Here is a 23,437-nt window from a genome sequence, read left to right as displayed (position 1 = left end):
AATGGCTGAAACGCGCAGCCGCTTCAACAATCACAAACATATCCCATGAAACTCGGAGTCACACTAAGCCATCTGCCCGCCTGCCTGCTGCTTCTCGTTCTCGGCGTTCGAATGACGCACGCCAGGCATCCCAACATTCTCTTCATTCTGACCGACGATCAGCGATGGGATGCGATGAGCATCGCTGGAAACAAGCACCTGCAAACGCCGAACATGGATCGCATCGGTCGCGAGGGCGTGTATTTCAAGAATGCCTTTTGCACCACGTCGCTCTGCTCCCCCAGTCGCGCAAGCATCCTGAGCGGCGTCTACGCTCACACACATGGTGTCACCAACAACTTCACGGAGTACCCGACCAGCCTGAAGAGTTTCCCCATGGCTCTGCAATCAGCTGGTTATGACACAGCCTATATTGGCAAGTGGCACATGGGTGAGGACAACGACATGCCGCGGCCCGGCTTCAACTGGTTTGTGACGCACAAGGGCCAGGGGAAGTATTACGACACGGAATTCTGCTTCAACGGAGAGCGCAGGGAAGTTGAGAAGGGCTACTACACCCACATCGTCACCGACCTCGCGCTCGACTGGCTCAAGCGCCCCCGCGGCGACCAGCCCTGGTGCCTCATGATCGGACACAAGGCGGCGCACAGCTTCTACATCGATGAGCCCAAATATGAAAACACCTTCTCGGGCGTGAGGGTCTACTATCCCGAAACCGCGTTCATGCTCGATGACAAGCCGGCCTGGATTCGGGAGCGGCTGTACACCTGGCACGGCATCTATGGCCCCCTCTTTGACTGGCGAAAGAAGTTTCCCGATGACCGGCCGGAAGCGGTGAAGGACTTCGAGGCTATGACTCACGCCTATTGGGGAACCCTGCGTTCAGTCGATGACAGCGTTGGACGGCTCTACTCATTCCTCCAGCAGCAGGGCGAACTCGACAACACCATCATTGTCTTCATGGGCGACAACGGGCTGCTAAATGGCGAGGATGGCATGGTGGACAAGCGCACGATGCATGAGCCAAGCATTCGCATTCCGCTGCTTGTGAGATACCCCGGCCTCACCCCGCCGAACCGTCCGAAGGTGGTTCCCCAGCAGGTTCTGACCATCGACATCGCGCCGAGCCTGCTGGAACTGTGCGGCGTCCCACCTCTCCCCCGCGTACAGGGAAGGTCTTGGGCCGGTCTGATCCAACACGGCGACCCAGCCTGGCGCACCTCATGGTTCTACTATTACAACTACGAGAAGCAGTTTCCCTACACTCCGAATGTGCGCGGCGTGCGCACTGACAGTTGGAAATACATCCACTATCCCCACGGCGACGGAAAACCCGACCGCCACATGTCCGAGCTTTACAACGTCGAGTTCGATCCCGAGGAGCGCCACAATCTCATCGCCAATCCAAAATATGCTCCGGTGATTGCCGAACTTCGGACGCTCCTGCGGGACCGCATGCTGGAAACAGGTCTCAGCGAAGCGACGGACAAGATGCCCGTCGACGAAGGCATCAAGCAGGAGCTTCCGGACGCCAGGATCCGATGAGCGAAATCATTCGAACGGACTCTCGAGCGTGAAGCGCGACTCGGCGTCCGCCTCCACAGCGGATCGCGTCAGCAAAGCGGTCTTCATTCTCCGCGCAGCGAAAAGCGCTGACTGGTCGTTGTAGTGCCGCGATGCCGGATCATTGCTGTTTCCGAAGGGAAGAACCGTTTCAGCGGCCACCTCCCCACTCTTGTACGCAATTGACTGCAGCCAGGACGAACCGCTGTCCGCGTAGTACTGGCCATTGTGGGATGTCTTCGCCCCCACCATGAAAAGCGTTGAAAAAGGATCCCTGCCCCGCTCGGAGCCGGCGCCCGGGACCGGAATTTCAAGATCCCCGCGTCGAATCACATGCAGCTGCCCCCAGGTGACCGGCCCATCGCCCCAGCGTTTTCCGAGGAGCTTCAGGCCCTCGTCAAGAAGCGCGATCACTTCCCTGGGTGATTTTCGCTCCAACTGCCGGAGCGGTATCTCCTTCTCCTCCGCCGCCTGCAGATAACCCGCCAGAATGGGAAGCGCCTGATTCTCAATCGTGGCAAATCCATCCCAGGTTCGCAGCAATTCCAGCGCGGCCGAACGCCTCGCGGACTCACCGCCTTCGCCTGAACCCGCGGTCTTGGCTGCATCGAGGATCTGTTTCACCAGAGGTCCGGCGGTGAGGGTTTTGACGTCGAAAGTGATTGCGGAGATGTCCGCGTCATCGTGCTTCGGCCTTGCCTCAATGAGTTCAATGGCGCGATACGCACGCGTGTCCCTGCCCAGCGTCGTGCCCTGGCTGCCGTAGCTCCGCGGATACCGACCCGGCTTGAGTTCACCGTCCCGGGTGACTGTGAACGCGTTGTTGTTGCAGTTCACAAGATAGCCGGCGCGGGGATTGACGATGTGCGGGAGATCGCGCCAGGTGAGCTGCCGGCCCCACTCCGTCTTTGCAGAGGAACCGTCCACGGGTGCATTCCATGCCAGCGACTCATCGCGTTCCCGGGCCGCGCAAATGTAGTAGTAACCGATGTTTCCCGCATTGTCGGCCGCAATGCAGTTCCACTTGTAGCCATGCGAGCGATCCATCGAGGCCTCAAATTCCGCAAGCGATCCGGCTTCAAGCTTTCCAACCCAGTCAAGAGTCTCCGATTGCGCGTCAAATGCAGCGAGGCGCACGGCAAAGGCCTCATTCCCTTTTCCATTCTCCTGCATGATCGGGCCCTGATGGCTGTAGCGCACCACCCGCTCCAGGCGTCGGACAGCGCCGCCCGCTTCTCGCGCTTCAACAACATGCGTTTCACTTCTCAATTCGCGCCAGGCCCCTTCATAGAGGTACTGGTTGCGGTTCTTTGGGTTGATTTTCAGGCGGAAGACATCGGCGATATCCGCCCCATTGTTGGTGAAGCCCCAGGCCACATTTGCCGTAAACCCGATTCCCACGCCGGGGCTGCCCGGGAAAACCGCTCCGTAGATCCAGCGGTCCCCCGCGACCAGGTGTGACTCATGCCACTTTGTCGCTCCATCCCACGGAAGATGCGGATCCGACATCAGGCGGGTGGATCCGTCGCTCGTGCGTTCCGGCCGCAGCGCCCACATGTTCGAAGCACCGTTTAGGTCCAGCGCCATGGCCAGCTCACGCTCGCGGCGCCCCGCCGCCTTGCCGGACAAATCGTCCTTCGCCACTCAAGCGATTGCTGCATCTGACGGAGTTTCGTCACGGCAATGATGTCCGCTCCACTGATCCTTCCGAGCCAGGCCGGGCGCTTGGCGGGATGATCGGCAAGAAACTTCTCGACGCCGAGCGCATAGGCATCAAGCAGGCGCCGATCCTGCGACGGGAGCGACTCATAGTTCCGCAGCGCAATTTCGCTGAGATGGAAAATCCTCACTGAAAAATCCGACTCCACTGCGCTTCCCCGGCGCTCCTCACCATTCAGCGAGCTCTCTCCGCGCGCCGCGCAAATTCCCGACAGCACAAGTGGGAGATTGTCCTGGGCGTGACAGTAGCCCTGGCCGTAGAGCGCGTCGGCCAGTGTCGCTCCAAAGATGTGAGGCACGCCGTAATGGTCGCGAACGATTTCGACGGAGGCGGCTCCGGCTGCAAGGGCGGAAGCGATCACGGCAAGGACCGGGCGGAGTATCCGTGGGATTTTCATGATCGAATGGAGATCAGATTTTGAGAAAAATTTTCCTGCGGTACATCCACCAGCAAACCACCCACATGACCAGCAGCGCGAGGACCCGGAACCAGATGATGGCAAAGTCTCCTTTTACTGCAAAGCCGAGGTGCGACCGCAGTTTTTCCATCACCCATTCGCGAAAGAACATGTCCATCAGATACGCGGCTATGGCGTTGACTCCGACAATCACGAATGGATACGACCAGCGGTTCCATCCGCGCATGTCGATGACATAGTGGAATCCGGCAAGCAGCAGAAGCACGATCCCGCCGCTGTACAGTGCCCAGGATGGCGTCCAGATGCGCTTCACGATCGGGCACACGGTTCCCCCGGCAAGAAGTCCGGCGAGCAGGCAGGCAAGCGCGGCGGCCAGCAGCCAGCGCAGTTTGGAAGCCGCCGCAGCATTTCCCCTCAGTCGCGAGCCGGCCATCAGTCCCAGGGTCATTGTGATCAGAGATGGCACAAAATTGAGCGTCACGTAGCCTCCTGGATTGTACTCAAAGGGTTTGTCCCGGGGAAAGAGATTCAGGAACCACCGGTCAAAGTCGGCTCCCCCATTGGTCCCCATGTTCCAGTGCGAGAAGAATCCGGGAAGCGTCACTGCGCCCGCAATCGCAGGCCGCACTCCGACGCTCGCGTAATCGAAATCCGCCGGGGGCGCCGGATGCGCGGCAAAAACGGCCCAGGTCCCGACGGCAAGCACGCCGATCGTGATCCACTGCGCCCTTTCGCTTGTTCGCGAAAGGAGGAACAGAAACGGATACCCGAGCGCAATCTGCGCGAGCACGTTCGTGAAAATGAAGTTCGTCCGCGATTCGCCAGCCTTCGTCACGATCAGCAGGGCGATCAGAAGGAGAACAAACGTGCGCCACATCACATGCCGAAACTGCGGTCCCAATCCCTGCCCTTCCTCGCGACGCCTACCGTAGCTGAAAGGCATCGCCACTCCAACCATGAACATGAACGCGGGCTGGATCATGTCCCACGCACCTCCCCCCAGCCATATTGCATGATCCGTGTTGTAACTGAGAAACTGCCAGAATTCTGAATCCGGATGCTTGCGCGCCACCTCGCGGAAACCGAATCCCGCCGAAAGCAGAAAAATCATGATTGCTCCACGAAATGCATCGAGCGACACCAGACGCCCCGGTGGACGCTGCGCTGGCGATTGCACGGCCGCATGTGTGCTTTCCATGGTCAGTTTTCCATTCACCAATCGGCCAGAGGAGTGACGGCCGGCTGTCCGGGGAAGTTATGCCAGCGCTCCCCGACGGGTGTGAGCAGGATCACGATCCGCATGTCGGGCGAATTGGCGGTGGCCTCCGCCGTCAGCGCGGTCAATCCCTTGTTGGCATTCTCCCTCGAAGTGTCCGGGCGGGCCGGCGCCACGCGGAATCGACCGTCCTCGGGCGCGAGAATCTCCGCGCGAAGCATGCGATCCATCTGCCGCAAGGTCGCATGTCGCGCGTCCTCAAGCGTCACCCGCGCTCCCGTCACGACCCGCGACTTGAGCACCGTTCCCAATTTCACGGCGCTCAATTCATCCTGAACGAGCACCCGCGCGCGATCCAGAAGCGCCACTCCCCGCCGGATGCTTTGCGCCACTCCCGCGTAGACTCCAGTGAGGTCGGTTATCGCGAAGCTTTTCGTGACCTGCGAACTGAAGGCGACTACCGGCGCGACAGCCACGGCGGACTGAAGATGATTTCCCGGCGTAAGGGTGTTGTGACTGCGGTTGTTCAACCGATAGTAGCTCCATCGCTCAGCCCCGAAGTATCCGGGCAGATTGTAGTTGTCCGGTCCGAGATCGTGCGCCCAGCGCACACCATCGGCGTCGAGGATGAATGACCCCAGATCAAGATGTGCGTGGCTGACATCATTCCGACCCGCCTTGAATCCGACAAACAGGGCGCGCGGATCATTCCAGGCGCTGCGAAGCATCACGAGTTCGGCCGGGCCCCGAAAGTACCTGTCAAGCGCCGGCTCCGGAACAGGCGCGCCCACGGGCGCCGGAAACCACACCGCGTGCATAGCCATCATGCGATTCATCGATGTCGGCTTCGATAGCTCGGATTCCAGCGCATCGCGACAATGCTGCAAGACTGAGGGCAGGTTGAACCGCCGGCCCAGCCATGTGAATTCAGGCTGGGCACCGATCGCCGGACGACCGTCGGCGTAATTGAATGCGTACCCGCTCGGACCCTCGACATTGAGCCGATAAAGCGCGGTTCGATCCAGTCCTGGCGATCGACTCAGCCCGAAGTCCGTCCCGAGTGCGCTTTCGAGCACTGCGATCGCGACAACATTGTAGCCGGTCCCGTAATCCCAATAGGCGGGACCTTCCGGATAGGCTCCGTCGGGCCAGTAGGAAGCCTTCATCGCGACAGGAAGCGAACGCAGCGCACCATTCACAACGAGTCGTGCGACCTCCGGCTCTTCATCGGCAATCGCCAATGCCGCAGCCAGGAGACCGGCGTTGCAGACCTGATTCCAGTTGTTGACCGCTGTAACGAACCGGAGCCGCTTGTCGGTCGGCTTCAATCCTGCATAGGCGGCGGACGCAAACGACAGGCTGTGTTTCATCAACGCGGCCTTCAGCCGCTCACGCTCCGCGGGCTGCAACTGCTCATAAAGCCAGTCGTAGCCAATGGCGAAGGCCAGACTCATTTCCGCCACATCAAGAAAATGAGACGGATTCCAATCGGGGAAGCCTGCCGTGGCGAACAACTCCTTCTTCGCTCGAAGCGCATAGCGCATGTCGCCGCTGAGTCGAAAGGCCATCGCGCACGTGAGGATTCGCCCCAGCGCCGTGCGAGACTTGTCCAGAAGCCGGGGACCGATGAGCTCATGCCTGACCGGCTGTGTGCCAATCTGATCTTCAGCAAGCGCGAGAATGCGCTCATGAAGCTTCGCACGCAGAGGATCGATCCGTGCGGCGGCGACGGCGGCGTTCAACTGCTCATTTGTGAACAGCAGCCGGGGATGGCCGGACCGAAGCCCGGCAAGAGAATCCGGCGCGCTCCCCGTGGCGGCGAATGCCTGGGAAGCAAACAAGAGAACGATCGAGAGAATACGCATCGCAACCAGGGCAGCATTGAAATCTTCGTGCACGCTGCAATGCGTGACAAATCTCAAACCGCGGGCTTCTACGGCTTTTGAGAACAGATGCGCCACGACCAGAAAATCTTGTTGAAAGCAAGGTATACACGGGCATATCATCGCAAGCGTGAAGAGCGTAAACTCCGACCTCGCATACGACCATATTCGGAAGCGGATACTCAGCGGCGAATATCCTCCGGGCAGCCCGTTGATGACCAAGGATTTGTCATCTGAGATTGGCGTCAGCCGGACTCCGGTTCGCGATGCGCTTCGACAGTTGGAAGCCGATGGTCTCGTTGTCATCCGGCCACACTTGGGTGCCAACGTGACCAAGATGGGCCGCAAGGAATTCCGGGAGTTGTGCGAGTTGCGCCTTGCGCTGGAAGGGCACGCGGCCGCACTCGCCGCGGTAAATCACAGCCAATCTGATCTCCGGGAAATTCAATATGCGCTGGATGCGATGCGGAATCTTACATCAAGCATCCTCTCTTCAAGCGACGAGGCCCCATTCATCGGTGACCTGCTCCGCGAGGATGTGCGTTTTCACATTGCCATCATGGCAGCTGCTCACAATGCGCTGATGAAGGCTGAAATATTGAGACTGAACATGATCAACCGCGTCATGATCGGCCCGAGCATGCCAAAGCAGGCCGGAAAGGAAATCTCCGATTCAAACCGCAGGAAGGTGCTGGCGAGCCACGAGGAAATCCATGACGCCATCGCACGGCGCGATGCGCGCGCCGCACGCGATGCCATGGAGCGGCATATCGAGGACATTGTTGAGAAATCCATACGGCTGATTGCGGATTCTGACGCAATTTCGCCACAGGAGCTGAGCGAGCAGGAGCTTTCCTACAGCGGTTGATTTCCCACTTGGGTTTTGCCTGCCAGGACCAGGAGCCGCGGCAATCCGGCCCCCGGGGCATCGCCGCATGCGGCGAAGAATCCCAACAACACAAAACCGAGGGCGTCTGCCCTCGGTCTGCAGTGTCAGTCCCTGCCTTCGCCGGGACTGAAGTCAGATCTCGCTGAAGTCGAAAAAAAAACGGACTCAGCTCGTGGGGACTGTCAGGATCGTCCGAATGATCCTTCCGGCGACAAGATACGGATCGGCGGCGGAGTTGGGTCGGCGGTCCTCCAGATAGCCCCGATAGCCATTGTTTACAAAACTGTGCGGAATACGGATGGAAGCTCCCCGATCGGCCAGTCCGTACGAGAACTTGTCGATCGACTGTGTCTCATGCAGTCCCGTGAGGCGCAGGTGGTTGTCGGGGCCATAAACCGCGATGTGCTCGTCGCGGTGCTTGTCGAACGCGGCCATGAGTTTCTCGAAGTACGCCTTGCCGCCGATCTCGCGCATATACTTCGTTGAAAAATTGCAGTGCATGCCCGATCCGTTCCAGTCGAGCATGCGCCCCCATTCACCGCGGATCGGTTTGCAGCTCCATTCAATGTCGATGCCGTGACATTCACACAAACGGCTCAGGATGTAACGGGCCACCCAGACCTGGTCCGCCGCGTTCTTCGAACCCTTGCCAAAAATCTGGAACTCCCACTGACCCTTGGCGACCTCCGCATTGATGCCTTCGATATTGATGCCGGCTGCGACACAGAGATCAATGTGCTCTTCAACGAGTTTGCGTGCCAGGCTGCCAACATTGCGGTATCCCACACCCGTGTAGTAGGTTCCCTGAGGAGCCGGATAGCCTTCCGAGGGGAAACCCAGCGGCCGCCCGTTTTGGAAGAAAAAGTACTCCTGTTCGAAACCGAACCAAGTGTCAGGATCATCCGGAATTGTTGCGCGGGAGTTGCTCGGATGCGGCTCTCCATTCGGAAGCAGCACCTCGGTCATCACCAGAAAGGCATTTTTCCTCGTGACATCCGGAAAGATGGCCACTGGTTTCAGCTGGCAATCCGAACTTTTGCCCTCGGCCTGCTGGGTCGAGCTCCCGTCAAACCCCCAAACGGGCAGATCCTCGAGCTTTAGAGACGAGACATTGCCGTCGATGATCTTCGTCTTGCTTCGCAAACCGGCCAGCGGGGTGTAACCGTCGAGCCAGATGTATTCCAATTTGATTTTCGCCATAATGGATCGGTTTCAGGAAATTGTGTGAATGGATGCGCTCTTTGAAGAGCAATTGATGGCGGGAACGCCAGTGTTAAGCAGCCAAGCACCTTGCATGCCAAGGATTGCGTGAGGCAACTTTTGGGTTAAGTATTTGGCAAATTGCTCATTCTTGATCTCTCACAGTCCATTTCCCCCCTTGCTTCGACTGACGTGGTTCGCGACTCTCGAATCCGCAAATGCATGAAGTCAAAGACACCCAGCGAGCCATTGTGAGGATCGGCTACGATGGCCGGGTGCACAAAACCTTTCGGGGGCCCTTGGCCAGGGAAAGGTTCGAAACGGAGGTCAAGGTGCTCAGGCATCTGGAGGAACGCGGATGCAACTTCGTTCCGCGCCTGCTGGATTCAGACCCGGAGCTTCTGAAGATAGTTACAACCAATTGCGGTCGAATCGTGGAACACCTTGATCCCGTCCGAATGGCGGAACTCTTCGCTGAACTCGAGAGTTATGGCGTTAGACACGAGGACCAGTTCATGCGGAATGTCACCTACCGGACGTCGGATGGACGGTTTTGCATCATTGATTTTGAGTTTGCAGTCCTGCTGGACAGTCAAGGGAACCCCATATCGGTCTCGCCCTCGCCCACCGTGGATGACTCGACTAGTGGCTCCCTGCCGCCACAATGAATTCGCCCCCAATCGATACAACGATTCCTCCCACCCCGGTTGTCCGGTGGTCCGGCATCACCGACCGCGGACGCGTGCGCGAGAACAATGAAGACGCCTTCCTGGCCCTCGCCATTGATGCGAAGGAAGTTCGCTATCTTGGAAAGACGGGGGAGGCATCCTTGTCGGCCAACGATTTTGTTTTTGCCGTGAGCGACGGCATGGGAGGCGCCAAGGCTGGCGAAATCGCGAGCAAGCTAGCGGTTGACAGAATCACCCAGTTGCTTCCCCCCACCGTGCACCGGTCAAGATTGATACAACCGGAGATTCGCATGGAGGTGCTTGGCAAACTCTTCATGTCGATACACAAGGACCTGACATTCCTCGGCCGCAGTTATGAGGAATGCGCCGGAATGGGGGCCACCCTGAGTCTTTGCTGGGTCACGAGCGACCGGATCCATTTTGCCCATGTGGGAGACAGTCGAATCTACCACTATCCGGCAGCGGGCGGATACCGTCAGATCACGGACGATCACAACCATGTGGGCTGGCTTAGGCGCAAAGGAAAGATCAACGAACGCGAGGCGCGCTCCCACCCGATGCGGCATTCCCTGCATCAAGCCATGGGCGCCGGCGTCCGAAGCCTGGACCCCCAGCTCGGCTTCACCCCATTCGGAATTGGTGATCAATTTCTGCTTTGCACCGATGGCGTCACGGACGGGCTTTGGGATCGCAACCTGGAGGAGTTGATTCGCGATTCGCCGGCCCCCCCGGCCAAATCAGTCGCGCAACGCATCGTCGAGGAGGCAGTTGAAAAGTCGGGACGAGACAACGCGACGGCGTTGGTTGTTCAGATTTGTCCGCCAGCCGGGCCTCCCCTATGACCCGGCTTTTCGTCTACGGAACGTTGAAGCGTGGCTGCCGTTCTCATCGTCTGCTGGCGAATCAGAAGTTTCTCGGCGAAGCCAGGACGGCAGCGGGCTTTCAGATGTTTCACCTGGGGCGGTTTCCCGGCGTCGTTCGAGCTCCGGATCGACCATCATCGATAGGCGGAGAAGTCTTTCTTGTCGACGACTCGTGCCTTCGCGCTCTCGACGACTTTGAGGGTGTTTCTGAAGGGCTCTACAATCGGGAGTTGGTGCAACTGGAGCATCCCCACCCGGCAGCATACATGTATCTTTTCCTCGGTGGAATTGAGGGGAAGGCGCTCCTCGATGGGGATTGGGCCGAGTAGACCCGATCAGATTGAAGCGCCGCTCTCCCTGCAATTTGATCGGTCATCACAAGGCTTTGGGTCCATGTGCGGAGCCTTTCGTCAGCACGGATGGCGGTACGCGCGTGACCCTGACAAACCGACCGCGAAACAGTGCATCGAGCGCATCTCGAACTTCTGCGGGGATGCGGGAGACAAGATCATCCATGCCGGGCAGCGGCTTTTCGCCAGCCGTGTTCTCCTCTCCCGCACTTCGCCCATCGGACGGAAAACGCAGATCCATTTCACCCGACACTTCATCCTCGGCACCCATGATCACTTCAAGTGGCGGTCCATCCTCGCCTCCACCCGTCTGATCTGAATCCTGCGATGCCATCACGTCTCCGCCACCTACTCCCGCATCTGCGGGCACATTGCCTGACGGTATCGTTTCTGAATTTCTCGATTCACCCCCCGCGGCCACTTCCCGGGCCTCCTGCGGTGACCGCGCAGGCATCCTGGGCAAAGGCGGATCGACCGGCAAGGCGGGCAGCCGTTCGGCAATCCTATCCAGCGGTGTCAGGGCTTTTTTTTTGAGCCGCTCTCCTGGTCGTCAGGCACTTCGTCTGTGAGTGCACTCAACTCCCGGATAAGGCTGTCGATCGCCCGTGCACGGCTTGCCTCCACCGCCTTCAGGAGCGCTATCTCGAAATTGATGCGCTCAGCCAGCCCCAGTTTGACGCTGCTTTCGCCCTCGCGGAGCGCATCGAGCAGGCGCGTGACCTGTTCGGTCGTCAGGCTGACACCGAGCGTCTCCGTCGCCCCTCCCCTGGCAATCGCGTCCAGAAGGGCCTCGCGGACCAGCGACTGAAGGTCGTTCAGCAGTCGCACGAGATCGCGCCCGTTCTGATCACAGGCATCGACGATCCCGATGATTCGGCCGTGATCACCCGCGGCAAGAGCCCCGGCAAGCTCCGCAACCTGCTTTGCCGACACCAGACCGTACACGTCGAGCACATCGCTCTCGGAGATCTCATCCCCGCAGAAGGATATCATCTGGTCGAAGATCGACTGGGCGTCGCGCATGCCGCCGTCCGCCATGCGCGCAATGCTCGACAATGCGGCATCCGAAACCTTCACCTTCTCATCAACCGCAATCTTCCTGAGCCGGCCGACGATAAGTTCGCTGGGAATCGGCTTGAGATCGAATCGCTGGCATCGTGACAGGATGGTTGGCAGCACCTTCTGCACATCGGTGGTCGCAAAGATGAACTTCACATGCGGCGGCGGCTCCTCGAGCGTCTTCAACAGGGCGTTGAACGCCTGGTTCGAAAGCATGTGAACCTCGTCGATGATGTAGATCTTGAACCGGCCCTGCGCCGGGGCGTAGCGGACATCGTCGCGCAGATCGCGAATCTGATCGACCGAGTTGTTGGACGCACCGTCGATTTCAATCACATCCATCGATGTGCCGTCTGCGATCGATTTGACCGCGGGATCGGCGGGGTCGAAATCCGCCCGGGGCCCGCCGGTGCAGTTGAGCGCCTTCGCAAAAATGCGGGCGGTCGACGTCTTGCCCGTGCCGCGCGGCCCGACCAGGAGGTAGGCATGCGCGATCCTTCCCCGATCGATTGCATTGCGCAGCGTGCGCACGACATGATCCTGCCCCACCACATCGTCGAATGTCTGGGGACGCCACTTGCGCGCGATAACCTGATAACCGGAGGACACAACCGCTACTCCAAGCACGCCTCCGGAGCGCGCAACTGAAAACGTACGCCGGCCTGCATTGCGTCTCCCTGGGTCGCTGCCAATGCGCCAGTCCGCCTCAGGGAACCCGCGCCGGCGGCAGACTCCAGATGTCCTTGGCATATTCGAGGATCGTACGATCACTCGAAAACTTCCCCACACGGGCGGTGTTGAGGATTGCCATCCGCGCCCATTTCACGGGATCGCGATAGGCGGCGTCGACCCTTGCATGGGCATTCGAGTAGGCCCGAAAGTCGGCGAGCACCAGGTAAGGGTCTCCTCCGTCAAGCAGACTGTGATGCACCGCTCCAAATGCGCTTTGCTCATCAGGCGTGAAATAGTTGGAACCCAGCCAGTCCACGACCGCGCGAAGCTCCTCATCATTTTCATAGATGCTCCGCGGGTTGTAGCCCCTGGCGTGGAGTTCGGCCACCTCCTCCACGGTGAGGCCAAAAATGAAGATGTTCTCGTCACCCACCTCTTCCCGGATCTCAACATTGGCCCCATCCAGCGTGCCGATGGTCAAGGCGCCGTTCAGGGCCAGCTTCATGTTTCCGGTTCCCGAGGCCTCTTTTCCCGCAGTGGAAATCTGCTCCGACAAGTCGGCCGCCGGTATGATGCGCTCGGCCAGCGACACACGGTAGTTTGGAAGGAATGCCACCTTCAGCCTGCCGCCAATCCGCTCGTCGCTGTTGATCCGCGCTCCAACCACGTTGATCGCGCGGATGATGTTCTTGGCCAGATCGTATCCCGGTGCGGCCTTGGCCGCAAAGATGAAGACCCGGGGAACGATTGCCAGTGAAGGGTCGCGCAGGAGCCTGCGATAGAGGGCAAGTATGTGCAGCAGGTTGAGGTGCTGGCGCTTGTACTCGTGCAGGCGCTTGATTTGAACGTCGAACAGCGCGTCAGGCGACACATCGATGCCACACTCGGCTTTGATTATTGCCGCCAGCTCCGTCTTGTTCTCGCGCTTGATGGAAAGGAACTCACGCTGAAACTTCGCATCGTCGGCAAAGGCTTCAAGCTTCCTCAGGTCGTTGAGGTCCCTGACCCAATCCGTCGACTTGAGCCTGCCTGAGATCAGCGAGGACAGCCGTGGATTGCAGTCCAGGAGCCAGCGGCGCGGCGTTATTCCGTTTGTCTTATTCTGGAATTTTCCAGGATAGAGCGCGTCAAAGAAAGGGAACAGATCCTTCTTGAGCAGCCGGGTGTGCAGCGCCGCGACGCCGTTGACGGCATGCGAACCGACAACGGCAAGGTTGGCCATGCGTATCTGCTTTGCTCCACCCTCCTCTATCAACGAACAATCACGCTTCTTTTCATCGTCGCCAGGCCATTTGGCCTCCACCTGCCGCATCAGTCGACCGTTGATCTCGTAGATGATCTGAAGATGCCGGGGCAGCACGCGCGCAAACAGCGGAACGCCCCACTTCTCGAGCGCCTCGGGGAGCAGCGTGTGATTGGTGTATCCAAATGTTGCCGTCACGATCTTCCAGGCGGCCTCCCATTCGAAGTCATGCTCATCCAGCAGCAACCGCATCAACTCGGCCACGGCGACGGCCGGATGGGTGTCATTCAGCTGAATCGCGACTTTTTCCGGAAAGTTCCTCCAGGTGTTCCCGGGGGCGCGCACGTGGCGCCTGATTATGTCCCGAAGCGAGCACGCGACGAAGAAATACTGCTGAACCAGGCGGAGTTCCTTTCCATTCTCGGTCTTGTCGTTTGGATATAGAACCTTCGAGATGGTTTCACCCATCGCCTTCTCCCGGACCGCCTCAACGTATCCGCCGGAGTTGAACGCCGCCAGGTCGAACTCCTCGGTGGACTTCGAAGCCCACAGTCGCAGGAAATTGACGGTCATTGTGCAATAGCCCGCGATGGGTATGTCATAAGGCACGCCCAGGATGGTGCGGGTCTTCACCCACCGTGGCCGGTAGTCTCCATGATCGTTGAAGACATTCTCCACCTCGCCGTAAACCTGGACCTCCGTTGTGTATTCCGGACGAATGATTTCCCATGGCGTGCCGAAGAGCATCCAGCCATCCGGGTGCTCCACCTGGTGGCCATTGACGAACTCCTGCTTGAAGAGTCCGAATTCATAGTGGATCCCGTATCCGATCGCAGGGAGATCGAGCGTGGCCAGCGAGTCCAGAAAACAGGCCGCCAGACGGCCCAGGCCGCCATTGCCCAAACCCATGTCAACCTCGGCCTCTCGAACCGTCTCGAAATCAACGCCCAGTTCCTTCAGCGCCTCCCTTGCCGCGGCCATGAGACCGGTGTTGTAGAGATTGTTCTCCAGAAGGCGCCCCATGAGGTACTCAAGCGAGAAGTAATAGAGACGCCGAACATTCTGTTCATTGTGCACCCGCTGCGTCGCGATCAGCCGGGCCAGGATGGTTTCCCGGGTGGCCATTGCCGTGGCAATCCACCAGTCTCGCGGTCCGGCTGTCACGCGATCACGCGCCAGCGTCGACGTCAGATGCCTCAGGATCGACTGCTTGAAATGCACCTTCGTCATTTCCTCATCAGTTGGCTGATCCGGACTCTTCTTCTTGGATTTGGCGTTCGGTGCAACGGAGGATCGTGTGACTGCAGGCATGATTTGGATTCGAATCGGAAACAGGAAATGGCCCCGGGCACACTGGCAAGCCCAACAGGAAGTACAAGCTGCCAGCTTGCTGCACTCCGGGACTGAAATTCGCCTACTTCTGAAAGCGCCGGGCAAGTTCGCCGTGGTTCAGCTCGATGTAGGTCGGCTTTCCCGCGGGACTGGTCAATGGCGCGCGTGTCGCAAACAACTGCGCAACAAGCGAGGCGATTTCCGCCTCCGATTGCACAGCGGGCAGACGAATCGCCTTCGATGCCGCGAGTCGCGCCAGTTCATCCCTCGCGAGATTGACATCCGCTTCCTGCAGCCTCCCCTCGCGCATCAACCCCAGGAGGTCTCGAAGGAAGGACTCCGCGTCTCCGGGCTCCATCCAACCCGGCAGCGCCTCCATCCTGAAAAAATTTCTGCCAAACTCCACGATCTCAAAACCATGCTGGTTGAGGAACTCCAGCCGATCGAGCAGCAATGCCGAGGAAACCGCATCGAGCTCAATTGGCACAGCCAGCAGCAGGCGCTGACTCGGCACATGCTGCGCACGGAACTGCGCCTGCAATCGCTCGAACCAGATGCGTTCATTCGACGCCCGTCGATCGAGCAGCACCAGTCCCGCGGATGTTTCAAACAAGGCATACGCTCCATGCGCCAATCCAACATATCTCCAGGCCGGTGCCGTCGGTCGCTGGCCGGAGGTCTCGACAGGCACCGTCCCGGCCTGATTCGTGGATTGCGACACCGGTCCCGCCGGCGCCCGACCGGCAGCGGGCTGAGCTGGATTCGCGGCTCGTCCAGAGGTGGACATCATCGGCATGCGCGGGATTGCACTGGATTCATTTCGATCGATCGGTGCAGCCGCCGCCGCAGCGGGATTCACTCCATGAATCGAAACTGGTGGCGGCGGCATCGGAGGATTGCTCAATGTGGCTGGCGCCGCCAGCGGCGGTTGCTGCGAACCGAGTTCCCTCAGGCGCTGCAGCACGCTGCGAATCACGAAGCTGCGAACCGCCGACTCACCTCGAAACCGAACCTCGCGCTTTGCGGGATGCACATTCACATCGACAGAGGCCGGATCGAGATCAAGGAAAACAAAGGCGAGCGGGTAGCGGCCCTTGGGCATCAACTCCTGATAGCTCTCAATCAACGCATAGTTCAATGTCCTGCTGTCCACGGGCCTTTGATTGACGAACGTGATCATTTCATGGCGCGTCGCCCGGCCGACGCCCGGCTTGCCGATCAGCCCCTGAAGATGCAGTCCCCCTTCACGCGCATCGATGCCAACCACCGACTCCGCGATCTGCCTTCCAAAAATCTCGGTCACGCGTTCGGCCAGCAGGGAGCATTCAGGCGACCGGAATATGGTGCGTCCGTCCTCCACGAGCACAAACGCCACGTCGGGTCGCGCCAGGGCATACAGTCTGACGCATTGAACGATGTGTGCTGCTTCTGTCTGATCGCTCTTCAGGAACTTCCTCCTCGCCGGCACCGAGTTGAAGAGTTGCGACACCTCCATTCGCGTCCCAACTGGTCGTCCACAATCCCGCACATGAAGCATCCTTCCGCCGTTGACGAGTATTTCCGTGCCAGCTTCCTCGCCCTGAGCTCGGGTTTGAAGTGTGAACCGGGATACGCTTGCGATTGAAGGCAGGGCCTCGCCCCGAAAACCATAGCTGACCAGACGATCAAGATCATTCGCCTCCTTGATCTTGCTCGTGGCATGCCGCTCAAGGGCGAGCAGGGCATCGTCGCGAACCATGCCCGCGCCGTTGTCCTCGACGACCATGACTGCACGCCCACCCACCCTGAACTCCACCTCAATCCTGCTGGCACCGGCATCCAGGGCGTTTTCGACGAGCTCCTTTACGACCGCTGCGGGACGCTCGATCACCTCGCCGGCGGCGATCTGATTGGCAACACGATCTGGGAGAATGCGGACCTTGGCCATGTCGGCGACGGAGGATCTCCCTGCTATCCGCCCAGCAAATTCTTCCACCGGAGGAGCTGCTTCCTCACCTGACTCGGCCCTGGCATGCCAGTACCGCCGCGCATCGCCATCGCGCGCTTCAGGTCAAAGACATCCGCCCAGTCCCTGCCAAATTTCGGATGAATGCCCTGCACCGACTCCGTTGAAAGCTGATCGAGGCGGACATTGTTCTCCTCCGCCAGTTTGACGACGGCGCCGACCGCGTGATGCGCCTCGCGAAACGGCACCCCCTGCATCACGAGATAGTCCGCAAGGTCCGTGGCGAGCAGGAGCGGGTCCTTCACCGCCTCCTCACAGCGCATCCTGACCAACTGCATTCCGCCCAGGGTGCCTGCCAGCACATCCGTGCACATTGCCGTCTGGTCAAAGCTGTCAAACACGGGTGGTTTGTCCTCCTGAAGATCGCGGTTGTAGGTAAGCGGAAGCCCCTTGGCCAGAGTCAGCAGGGTGTGAAGATTCCCCTGCAGGCGTGCAGCTTTTCCGCGAAGCAGTTCGCAGGAGTCGGGGTTCTTCTTTTGGGGCATCAGCGAGGAGCCGGTGCAAAAGGCGTCAGGCAGTTCAATGAACTTGAATTCAATGCTCGACCAAATGATCAGGTCCTCGGCGATGCGTGAGAAGTGCACGCCCGCCATCGCGCAGGCGCCGGCAAACGCAATGAAAACATCGCGATCCGCCACTGTGTCCATCGAGTTGCGCGTCACCCGGGGACGCCCCTTTTCGTCAACAAACCCGAGCGCTTTCGCGGTGTACTCGCGGTCAATGGGCAGCGTGGTGCCCGCGATGGCCCCTGATCCAAGGGGACACCAGTTTGCCTGCGAGCGCACGGATTCAAACTTCTCCACGTCGCGGTCGAGCATCTCCATCCAGGCCAGAAGATGGTGCGCGAAAGGAACAGGCTGCGCGCGCTGAAGGTGGGTGTAGCCCGGAATGAGCACGCCTCCGTCCCGCTCGGCCACCGTCAGCAGCGCTCTCTGGGCGCCGCGCAGCTTCTCCACGAGCACCATGCAGGCATGTTTGAACCAAAGCCGCATGTCGGTGGCCACCTGGTCATTCCGGCTGCGCGCCGTGTGAAGCTTTGCGGCCGCGGGCGCCCGGCGGGTCAGGGCCTGCTCGATGTTCATGTGAACATCCTCGAGTTGAATGCTCCAGGTAAACTTTCCGTCGGCGATCTCCTTTTCAATTTCATCCAAACCGCGATGGATTTCGTTGCGTTCCGCCTCAGAAATCAGGCCCACATGGGCAAGCATTGCGGAATGCGCCCGGCTTCCGGCAATGTCATAGGGAGCGAGGCGCGCGTCAAACGACACGCTTTCGCTGAAGCGGAGCATGAGCTCCGCCGGCGCTGCCGAAAACCGCCCACCCCATGTCGCCTGAGATTGCTTGGCCATAAGGATGACAGCAGAAATTGCAGGGTCCCGATGCGCAACGCGAAATCTCGCGTGCGGAACAGCGTGGAGATGGCATTTGCGAAAGCCTGCCCACCCCTCCAGCATCACCCGATGCCTCGTCGGACCGCCCTCTTCGGATCAGCCTGCCTGCTCCTGTTAATCCAGCCGGACAATGCTCGATCGGCCGGGCAACCGTCCGCGACAGACTCCGCATCCGCCGCAGTCACTCTGCCGCGCACGGTGATCGTGGAGAAGGCGCGCACATCGATCTATATCGGATCCGTCTCGCTCAGCATGCCGCCGCTCGCCTGCGATGGCAGGACGCTTCAGGGAACCTATGTCACCAAGGTTTTCCCCTACTTTTTCTACAACGAAAAAGGCAGCCTGACGATCGATCTTCCCGAGAACACCTTTGCACGCCTCGCGGCCGGCGAAACCGTCCCATTTTCAGGTCGAGCACAAAACACCAAGGGCGAACCCCGGCGAATCGAAGGCCGGGCCGTCCCAGCCGATTCCCTCGCCGGCAAGATCAAGGTCCGCGTCTTTGTGACCCCCAGGATCGAATTGATATTCAACACGACCTATCGTTTCCAACGCTAGTGTGCTGTTGCTGAATTGACTGGAAAATCCACCGTCAGGAACCAAGCGGTCGCAAAATGGAACCTCTTCATGCTTCTTGCCAATCGTTCAAGATGAGCCACGACGCGTTGGCGGTGCCGGCTCTGGCGGCTCTGGTTGGCGGATTGTTCGTCAGGTGATCCTTGAAGTGGACTATGGTTACAACCCAACGCTCTGTCTTCCTATACTCGGAAATGATTCCATATGCGACTCGCGTCCACTCTGGCATCGCCTGCGGAACCGCTCACGCATTCCATCTCCTTCACTCCCATAAAAACCCAAACGCTCCGCTTCCCGGCCTGTCAGTGAAAATTTCCCGCGATGAACATGCTTAACCCGAGCTCGCGCAAATTTCCCCGGACCTTTTCGACCGTCCGCTCCCCAGTGCCCAGCGGCAGGTTTCTCCCTGTAGATCGATGCCTCACCCCCCGACGACTTCGTCCAACGGTGATTTGGACGGCTCGTATCAGCCTCTTTCCCGCCACCGCCTCACTTCCTCGCTGCCTGCTTCACTGGAGGTTGGGCCGTTTCACTCCTCAACGACAACATAACCGCCCGGCTGTGCGGAATCGACCGCCGCCACTATCTTCTGGGTGATCGATTGCAGGATTGGCCAACGATTTGTCGGCAGCTCGACGATGGCGATAGTACGCCCCGAAAGGCTCTGCTGGTAGCGCATGTTCTTGTCGGCGATCACAAACACATCAAACCGACCATCAATCCTCGCAAGAAGCTCTCCGTATCGGCTTTGCGAACCGACGGAAAAAACTCCAAAAACTGGTTCACGGTAAATCCGTCTTGAAGATAATCGATCAGCGACTGCACGGGAACACGCGTACGGGCGAAAACTAGCGTCCCGCCCAAAATTTCTGGCGAGGAAGATACTGGTGAATGATCCAACTCGATCATGTGCTCAAAATGATCCCAGTGCCGTAAATGGCAACTTGGACTTGCCCAACGTTCAAGATGAGCCACGGCCGCTTGGGGCCGTTGGCTCGGGCGGCTGGTTGAACGAAGCCGCGGCAAAAAGCTCGAGTCGGTTTGGCTTTGCGGGAGGAAGGATTCTTCCTCTCCCGTTCACTTTCCGGAATGGAAGGCGGTCTTCTTGTCCACCTCGACAACAGCGTCCATCGCGACGCATCGCACAGTGCAGGAACCGCTCGGGCACGAGCGGCTGGAAACCATGCGGATCTACACCCCTGTGATGCAAAAACTGGGGCTGGGTGTGCGGAGTCCGCTGGACGCATGAGCAGGGTGATTTCGCGACATGGGGGGGGCGCTGGTGTGCAGGACTCGCGGGCGGGACGCCCGTGCCACATCGGAGTCGGGCGCGGACTTTCAGACGGGCGGGACGCCTGTGCCACGCCGGGTGGGAGCGCCGCGGCCCGTAAGCGCACGGCGAATTTTCGTTGCGCGGGATGGCCGGGCTGCAATGTTTGTCAGCGTCCGGCGCGAACTCGTGCGCGACCGGACCGCACCGTTAAATCACCGTTTCCGAAACTTTCAGGCCTGATCGCCATGCGACAAGCACTTCTGACCCGACTCCGCCGCCAGCAGGTTCTCCGTTCACGGACAACTGCCGGGGCGGAATGAAAAGCATCCCTGCATTCAAATGGGCCCGCCAGGAGCGGCAGCCCCTGGTGATGCTCACCGCCTGCGATGGCGTGGAGCACGTTGTGCCCAACGATCGGTCTCAACAGCGCGCTGACGGAGCGTTTCCCGCCGACATCCGCCGGCATGCCATATCGATCGTCGCACGCTACGCGGCCCGCGATGCACTGGCTCCGGAACTGACGCACCGGCTCAACCTTTCAACCTTCCCTTACCATGCTATTGACCCTTGATGTCGGCAATTCCCAGATCCACGGCGGTGTCTTCGACGGAGACGCGCTGCGCGTGCAGTTTCGAAAAACCACCCACCCCATCGGCTCATCCGACGAGGTCGGCCTATTTCTCCGCGCGGTGCTGCGTGAGAACAGGATCGACCCCGTCGACGTGAAACGCGTCGCCATCTGCTCGGTTGTGCCGCCCGTGGCCTATCCGCTGCGCGCGGCCTGCGTGAAATACTTTGAGTGCGAGCCCTTCCTTCTCCAGGCCGGCGTGAAAACCGGATTGAAGATCAAGTACCGCAATCCCGCCGAAGTCGGGGCCGACAGGGTCGCGAACGCCATTGCGGCCACGCTGCGACGCCCCGGCGAAAACTGCCTCGTGGTGGACTGCGGCACGGCCACGACCTTTGATGTGGTTTCGGGCCGCGGTGACTACCTTGGCGGCGCGATCCTGCCCGGGCTCGGCATTTCGGCCGAGGTGCTGTCGAACCGCACTGCTCGCCTCCCCTCGGTTGAAATCGCCCGTCCGGAGGCTGCGCTCGGCCGCAGCACGGTCGAAAGCATCCAGGCGGGCCTTTATCACGGTCATGTCGGTGCGATCCACAACCTCATATCCGTGCTCATGATCGAGGCGTTCAACGGCACGCGTCCGCACGTCATCGGCACCGGCGGCTTTGCGAGGATGTTCGAGTCCGAGAGCCTGTTCGACGAGATCGTGCCCGAACTTGTGCTGTACGGCCTCAAACACGCCGAGTTCATCAACCGCGAATCCGCCGGGTGAACCCGCCATGCGTCTGACACTGCTGAAGTCCAAGCTCCACCGCGCAACCGTGACCGCCGCGGACATCAACTACGAGGGCTCGATCGCCATCGCGCCCGAACTGCGCCGCGCCGCCGGTTTTCTCCTCCACGAGCGCGTGGAAATCTACAACGTGACCAACGGCCAGCGCTTCGCCACGTACGTCATCGGCGGGCGCAGGCGCGGCGAGATCATGATCAACGGTGCCGCGGCCCGGCTCGTGCAGCCGGGAGACGAGGTGATCATCGCGGCCTATGCCGACTTTGAGCCGGACGAGGCGAGGCGGCACAAACCCGTCGTGGTGCTGCTGGACAAGAGAAACAGGCGGAAACGACCCTGACGGCCACCGGCATCCCCTGTCCGAATCATGCCAATCAAAACGCCGCCAGAAAGCGGTCGATGCGCCTCTCCGCGCGCTCCCGTCCAAGGACGCGCAGCAGCCCATAGAATGTCGGACCCGCGCTTCCTCCTGAAAACGCCAGGCGCCCCGGATGAATGTAGTCGGAAGTCGTTGCACCTTTGGCCGCAGCCAGGGCCTGCAGCCAGGTTTCCAGCGAGGCATCGGACGAAAAGTCCGCAGCCGGCAATGCCTCCCTGAATTCCTGCAAACGCACCCTGGGGTCCCCTTTCGCCAGGATCTTCTCCCTGGATTTAGCATCGAAGGGATAGTCCTCCGTGAGGAAATAGGCGATGGCCGCCGGCAGTTCCTCGAGCGAGCGCACTTTCACCTGACAAAGCGAGAGCACCGCTCGCAGGTACGCTTCATCCGGCTTGTGAACCGCAAGAAATCCGATCCTGCCGAGGTATTCCGACGCGACTTCAAAGTAACGCTCCGGAGACATCGCATGCAGGTACGCCATGTTCATGTGCGCCAGCTTCTTCTCATCGAAGCGCGCATTACCCTGATGAACGGCGGGCAGGTCGAAGAGCCGGATGATCTCCTCAATCGGCATCTTCTCCCGATCGTCCTTCGGCGACCAGCCAAGCAGGCACAGGAAGTTCACCAGCGCCTCAGGCTGGAAACCCCGGCGCTGGTACTCCTCGATCAATGCGCCTTGATCGCGTTTAGACATCTTGCCCGGGCCATGCTGCTTCAGGATCAGGGGAATGTGCGCGTAAATGGGAAGCGGTGCCTCAAACGCCGCGAACAATTCGGTGTGCTTGCTGGTGTTCGAGAGATGATCCTCACCGCGAATCACGTGGGTGATCTTCATCGCAATGTCATCGACCACGTTCACAAAGTGAAAGACGGGATTCCCATCAGAACGGAAAATCACAAAATCCTTCTCCTCGGTTCGTTCCACCCGCCCCCGAATCGCGTCCTCGATGACCTGCGGTTTTCCGGAGATCCGGAAGAATGTAGCCCCCTCACGCTCATACGTGCGCCCGGCTTCCTTCAGCCTGTCGAGGTAGGCGCGATAGATGTGCGCGCGTTCACTCTGCCGGTAGGGACCATGATCGCCGCCCACAAGCGGCCCCTCGTCCCAGTTCAATCCGAGCCAGCGCAGGCTGTCATAGATCACCTGCAGGAACGCATCGCTGTTCCTTTCCTTGTCGGTGTCCTCTATCCGAAGCACGAAGGTTCCTCCCGCATGACGCGCGTAGAGCCAGTTGAACAGGGCGGTCCTGGCGCTGCCGATGTGAAAAAAACCGGTGGGACTGGGTGCGAAACGAACGCGGACGGGTGCCATGGTGAAGAGTTGCGCTTGAGATGACGGGAAAGGAAGAGCAAGAAGCAGT

General features: G+C 59.8%; 23 protein-coding genes. 10 read left to right on the top strand and 13 right to left on the bottom strand.

Going from position 1 to position 23,437, the window contains the following annotated elements; translation table 11 throughout:
- Nucleotides 1-45 precede the first annotated feature (45 nt).
- Complete coding sequence (locus HS122_09895; GenBank protein ID MBE7538711.1) at nucleotides 46-1,545, top strand: sulfatase; 1,500 nt, start codon at nucleotides 46-48, stop codon at nucleotides 1,543-1,545.
- Nucleotides 1,546-1,551: 6 nt separating this feature from the next.
- Here HS122_09895 and HS122_09890 read toward each other — a convergent pair whose 3' ends face one another.
- The 4 genes from HS122_09890 to HS122_09875 are packed head-to-tail and all read right to left on the bottom strand — an operon-like array spanning nucleotide 1,552 to nucleotide 6,815.
- Nucleotides 1,552-3,207, bottom strand: coding sequence for a penicillin acylase family protein (locus HS122_09890; protein MBE7538710.1), 1,656 nt, complete (start codon nucleotides 3,205-3,207; stop codon nucleotides 1,552-1,554).
- Nucleotides 3,135-3,680: a penicillin acylase family protein gene (locus HS122_09885; protein ID MBE7538709.1), complete on the bottom strand. Its 546-nt coding sequence runs from the start codon at nucleotides 3,678-3,680 to the stop codon at nucleotides 3,135-3,137. Before HS122_09885 ends, HS122_09890 begins: the two co-directional genes overlap by 73 nt.
- 13 nt (nucleotides 3,681-3,693) lie before the next feature.
- The gene (locus HS122_09880) at nucleotides 3,694-4,899 is read right to left on the bottom strand and encodes a DUF5009 domain-containing protein (protein ID MBE7538708.1); all 1,206 of its coding nucleotides are present in this window, start codon (nucleotides 4,897-4,899) and stop codon (nucleotides 3,694-3,696) included.
- 14 nt (nucleotides 4,900-4,913) lie between these two features.
- A complete protein-coding gene (locus tag HS122_09875) occupies nucleotides 4,914-6,815 on the bottom strand; it encodes a heparinase II/III family protein (GenBank protein MBE7538707.1) in 1,902 nt (633 codons plus the stop codon).
- A 115-nt stretch (nucleotides 6,816-6,930) separates the two neighbouring features.
- Between HS122_09875 and HS122_09870 the strand changes: the two genes are divergently transcribed.
- Nucleotides 6,931-7,668, top strand: coding sequence for a GntR family transcriptional regulator (locus tag HS122_09870; GenBank protein MBE7538706.1), 738 nt, complete (start codon nucleotides 6,931-6,933; stop codon nucleotides 7,666-7,668).
- 186 nt (nucleotides 7,669-7,854) lie between these two features.
- On the opposite strand, the gene HS122_09865 is transcribed toward HS122_09870, so the two are convergent.
- Nucleotides 7,855-8,889, bottom strand: coding sequence for a glutamine synthetase beta-grasp domain-containing protein (locus HS122_09865; GenBank protein MBE7538705.1), 1,035 nt, complete (start codon nucleotides 8,887-8,889; stop codon nucleotides 7,855-7,857).
- A gap of 218 nt (nucleotides 8,890-9,107) precedes the next feature.
- On the opposite strand from HS122_09865, the gene HS122_09860 reads away from it, so the two are divergent.
- From HS122_09860 to HS122_09850, 3 genes are read left to right on the top strand one after another with little or no spacing between them, the layout of a single operon-like run.
- Complete coding sequence (locus HS122_09860; GenBank protein MBE7538704.1) at nucleotides 9,108-9,557, top strand: serine/threonine protein phosphatase; 450 nt, start codon at nucleotides 9,108-9,110, stop codon at nucleotides 9,555-9,557.
- Nucleotides 9,554-10,420 carry a serine/threonine-protein phosphatase gene (locus HS122_09855; GenBank protein MBE7538703.1) on the top strand — a complete coding sequence of 289 codons (867 nt, stop codon included), beginning with the start codon at nucleotides 9,554-9,556 and terminating at the stop codon, nucleotides 10,418-10,420. The genes HS122_09860 and HS122_09855 overlap by 4 nt, the downstream gene beginning before the upstream one ends.
- Nucleotides 10,417-10,770, top strand: a complete 354-nt coding sequence (locus HS122_09850) for a gamma-glutamylcyclotransferase (protein ID MBE7538702.1) — start codon at nucleotides 10,417-10,419, stop codon at nucleotides 10,768-10,770. Before HS122_09855 ends, HS122_09850 begins: the two co-directional genes overlap by 4 nt.
- A gap of 46 nt (nucleotides 10,771-10,816) precedes the next feature.
- Here the strand turns inward: HS122_09850 and HS122_09845 are convergent, their stop codons facing one another.
- The 5 genes from HS122_09845 to argH all read right to left on the bottom strand — a co-directional run bounded on the left by HS122_09845 (nucleotide 10,817) and on the right by argH (nucleotide 18,451).
- Nucleotides 10,817-11,245, bottom strand: a complete 429-nt coding sequence (locus tag HS122_09845) for a hypothetical protein (protein MBE7538701.1) — start codon at nucleotides 11,243-11,245, stop codon at nucleotides 10,817-10,819.
- Between the two features lie 62 nt (nucleotides 11,246-11,307).
- On the bottom strand, nucleotides 11,308-12,600 hold the full coding sequence (dnaX, locus tag HS122_09840) for a DNA polymerase III subunit gamma/tau (GenBank protein MBE7538700.1): 1,293 nt from the start codon (nucleotides 12,598-12,600) through the stop codon (nucleotides 11,308-11,310).
- Nucleotides 12,557-15,076, bottom strand: a complete 2,520-nt coding sequence (locus HS122_09835; protein MBE7538699.1) for a glycogen/starch/alpha-glucan phosphorylase — start codon at nucleotides 15,074-15,076, stop codon at nucleotides 12,557-12,559. Before HS122_09835 ends, dnaX begins: the two co-directional genes overlap by 44 nt.
- 103 nt (nucleotides 15,077-15,179) lie before the next feature.
- Nucleotides 15,180-17,024, bottom strand: coding sequence for a DNA mismatch repair endonuclease MutL (gene mutL, locus HS122_09830; GenBank protein ID MBE7538698.1), 1,845 nt, complete (start codon nucleotides 17,022-17,024; stop codon nucleotides 15,180-15,182).
- Nucleotides 17,025-17,047: 23 nt separating this feature from the next.
- Nucleotides 17,048-18,451, bottom strand: a complete 1,404-nt coding sequence (argH, locus tag HS122_09825) for an argininosuccinate lyase (protein ID MBE7538697.1) — start codon at nucleotides 18,449-18,451, stop codon at nucleotides 17,048-17,050.
- Nucleotides 18,452-18,562: 111 nt separating this feature from the next.
- Between argH and HS122_09820 the strand changes: the two genes are divergently transcribed.
- Nucleotides 18,563-19,051, top strand: a complete 489-nt coding sequence (locus HS122_09820; protein ID MBE7538696.1) for a hypothetical protein — start codon at nucleotides 18,563-18,565, stop codon at nucleotides 19,049-19,051.
- A gap of 547 nt (nucleotides 19,052-19,598) precedes the next feature.
- Here HS122_09820 and HS122_09815 read toward each other — a convergent pair.
- Together HS122_09815 and HS122_09810 are read right to left on the bottom strand one after the other, a co-directional pair.
- Entirely contained in the window at nucleotides 19,599-19,766 is a 168-nt protein-coding gene (locus HS122_09815) for a hypothetical protein (GenBank protein MBE7538695.1), read from the bottom strand.
- Nucleotides 19,763-19,978, bottom strand: coding sequence for a DUF433 domain-containing protein (locus tag HS122_09810; GenBank protein ID MBE7538694.1), 216 nt, complete (start codon nucleotides 19,976-19,978; stop codon nucleotides 19,763-19,765). Before HS122_09810 ends, HS122_09815 begins: the two co-directional genes overlap by 4 nt.
- Before the next feature lie 196 nt (nucleotides 19,979-20,174).
- Between HS122_09810 and HS122_09805 the strand changes: the two genes are divergently transcribed.
- The 4 genes from HS122_09805 to HS122_09790 all read left to right on the top strand — a co-directional run bounded on the left by HS122_09805 (nucleotide 20,175) and on the right by HS122_09790 (nucleotide 22,037).
- Nucleotides 20,175-20,318 (top strand): hypothetical protein, encoded by a 144-nt coding sequence (locus HS122_09805; protein MBE7538693.1) that lies wholly within the window; start codon nucleotides 20,175-20,177, stop codon nucleotides 20,316-20,318.
- 340 nt (nucleotides 20,319-20,658) lie between these two features.
- Complete coding sequence (locus HS122_09800; GenBank protein ID MBE7538692.1) at nucleotides 20,659-20,913, top strand: hypothetical protein; 255 nt, start codon at nucleotides 20,659-20,661, stop codon at nucleotides 20,911-20,913.
- Nucleotides 20,897-21,679 carry a type III pantothenate kinase gene (locus tag HS122_09795; GenBank protein MBE7538691.1) on the top strand — a complete coding sequence of 261 codons (783 nt, stop codon included), beginning with the start codon at nucleotides 20,897-20,899 and terminating at the stop codon, nucleotides 21,677-21,679. Before HS122_09800 ends, HS122_09795 begins: the two co-directional genes overlap by 17 nt.
- Before the next feature lie 7 nt (nucleotides 21,680-21,686).
- The gene (locus tag HS122_09790) at nucleotides 21,687-22,037 is read left to right on the top strand and encodes an aspartate 1-decarboxylase (GenBank protein ID MBE7538690.1); all 351 of its coding nucleotides are present in this window, start codon (nucleotides 21,687-21,689) and stop codon (nucleotides 22,035-22,037) included.
- 34 nt (nucleotides 22,038-22,071) lie between these two features.
- Here the strand turns inward: HS122_09790 and HS122_09785 are convergent, their stop codons facing one another.
- The gene (locus HS122_09785) at nucleotides 22,072-23,388 is read right to left on the bottom strand and encodes a glutamate--tRNA ligase (GenBank protein ID MBE7538689.1); all 1,317 of its coding nucleotides are present in this window, start codon (nucleotides 23,386-23,388) and stop codon (nucleotides 22,072-22,074) included.
- Nucleotides 23,389-23,437: the final 49 nt, after the last annotated feature.

Source organism: Opitutaceae bacterium, from assembly GCA_015075305.1.
GTDB lineage: Bacteria > Verrucomicrobiota > Verrucomicrobiia > Opitutales > Opitutaceae > UBA6669.
Note: the sequence above shows the minus strand (reverse complement) of the source record. Positions and strands in the feature narration are given on the sequence as shown.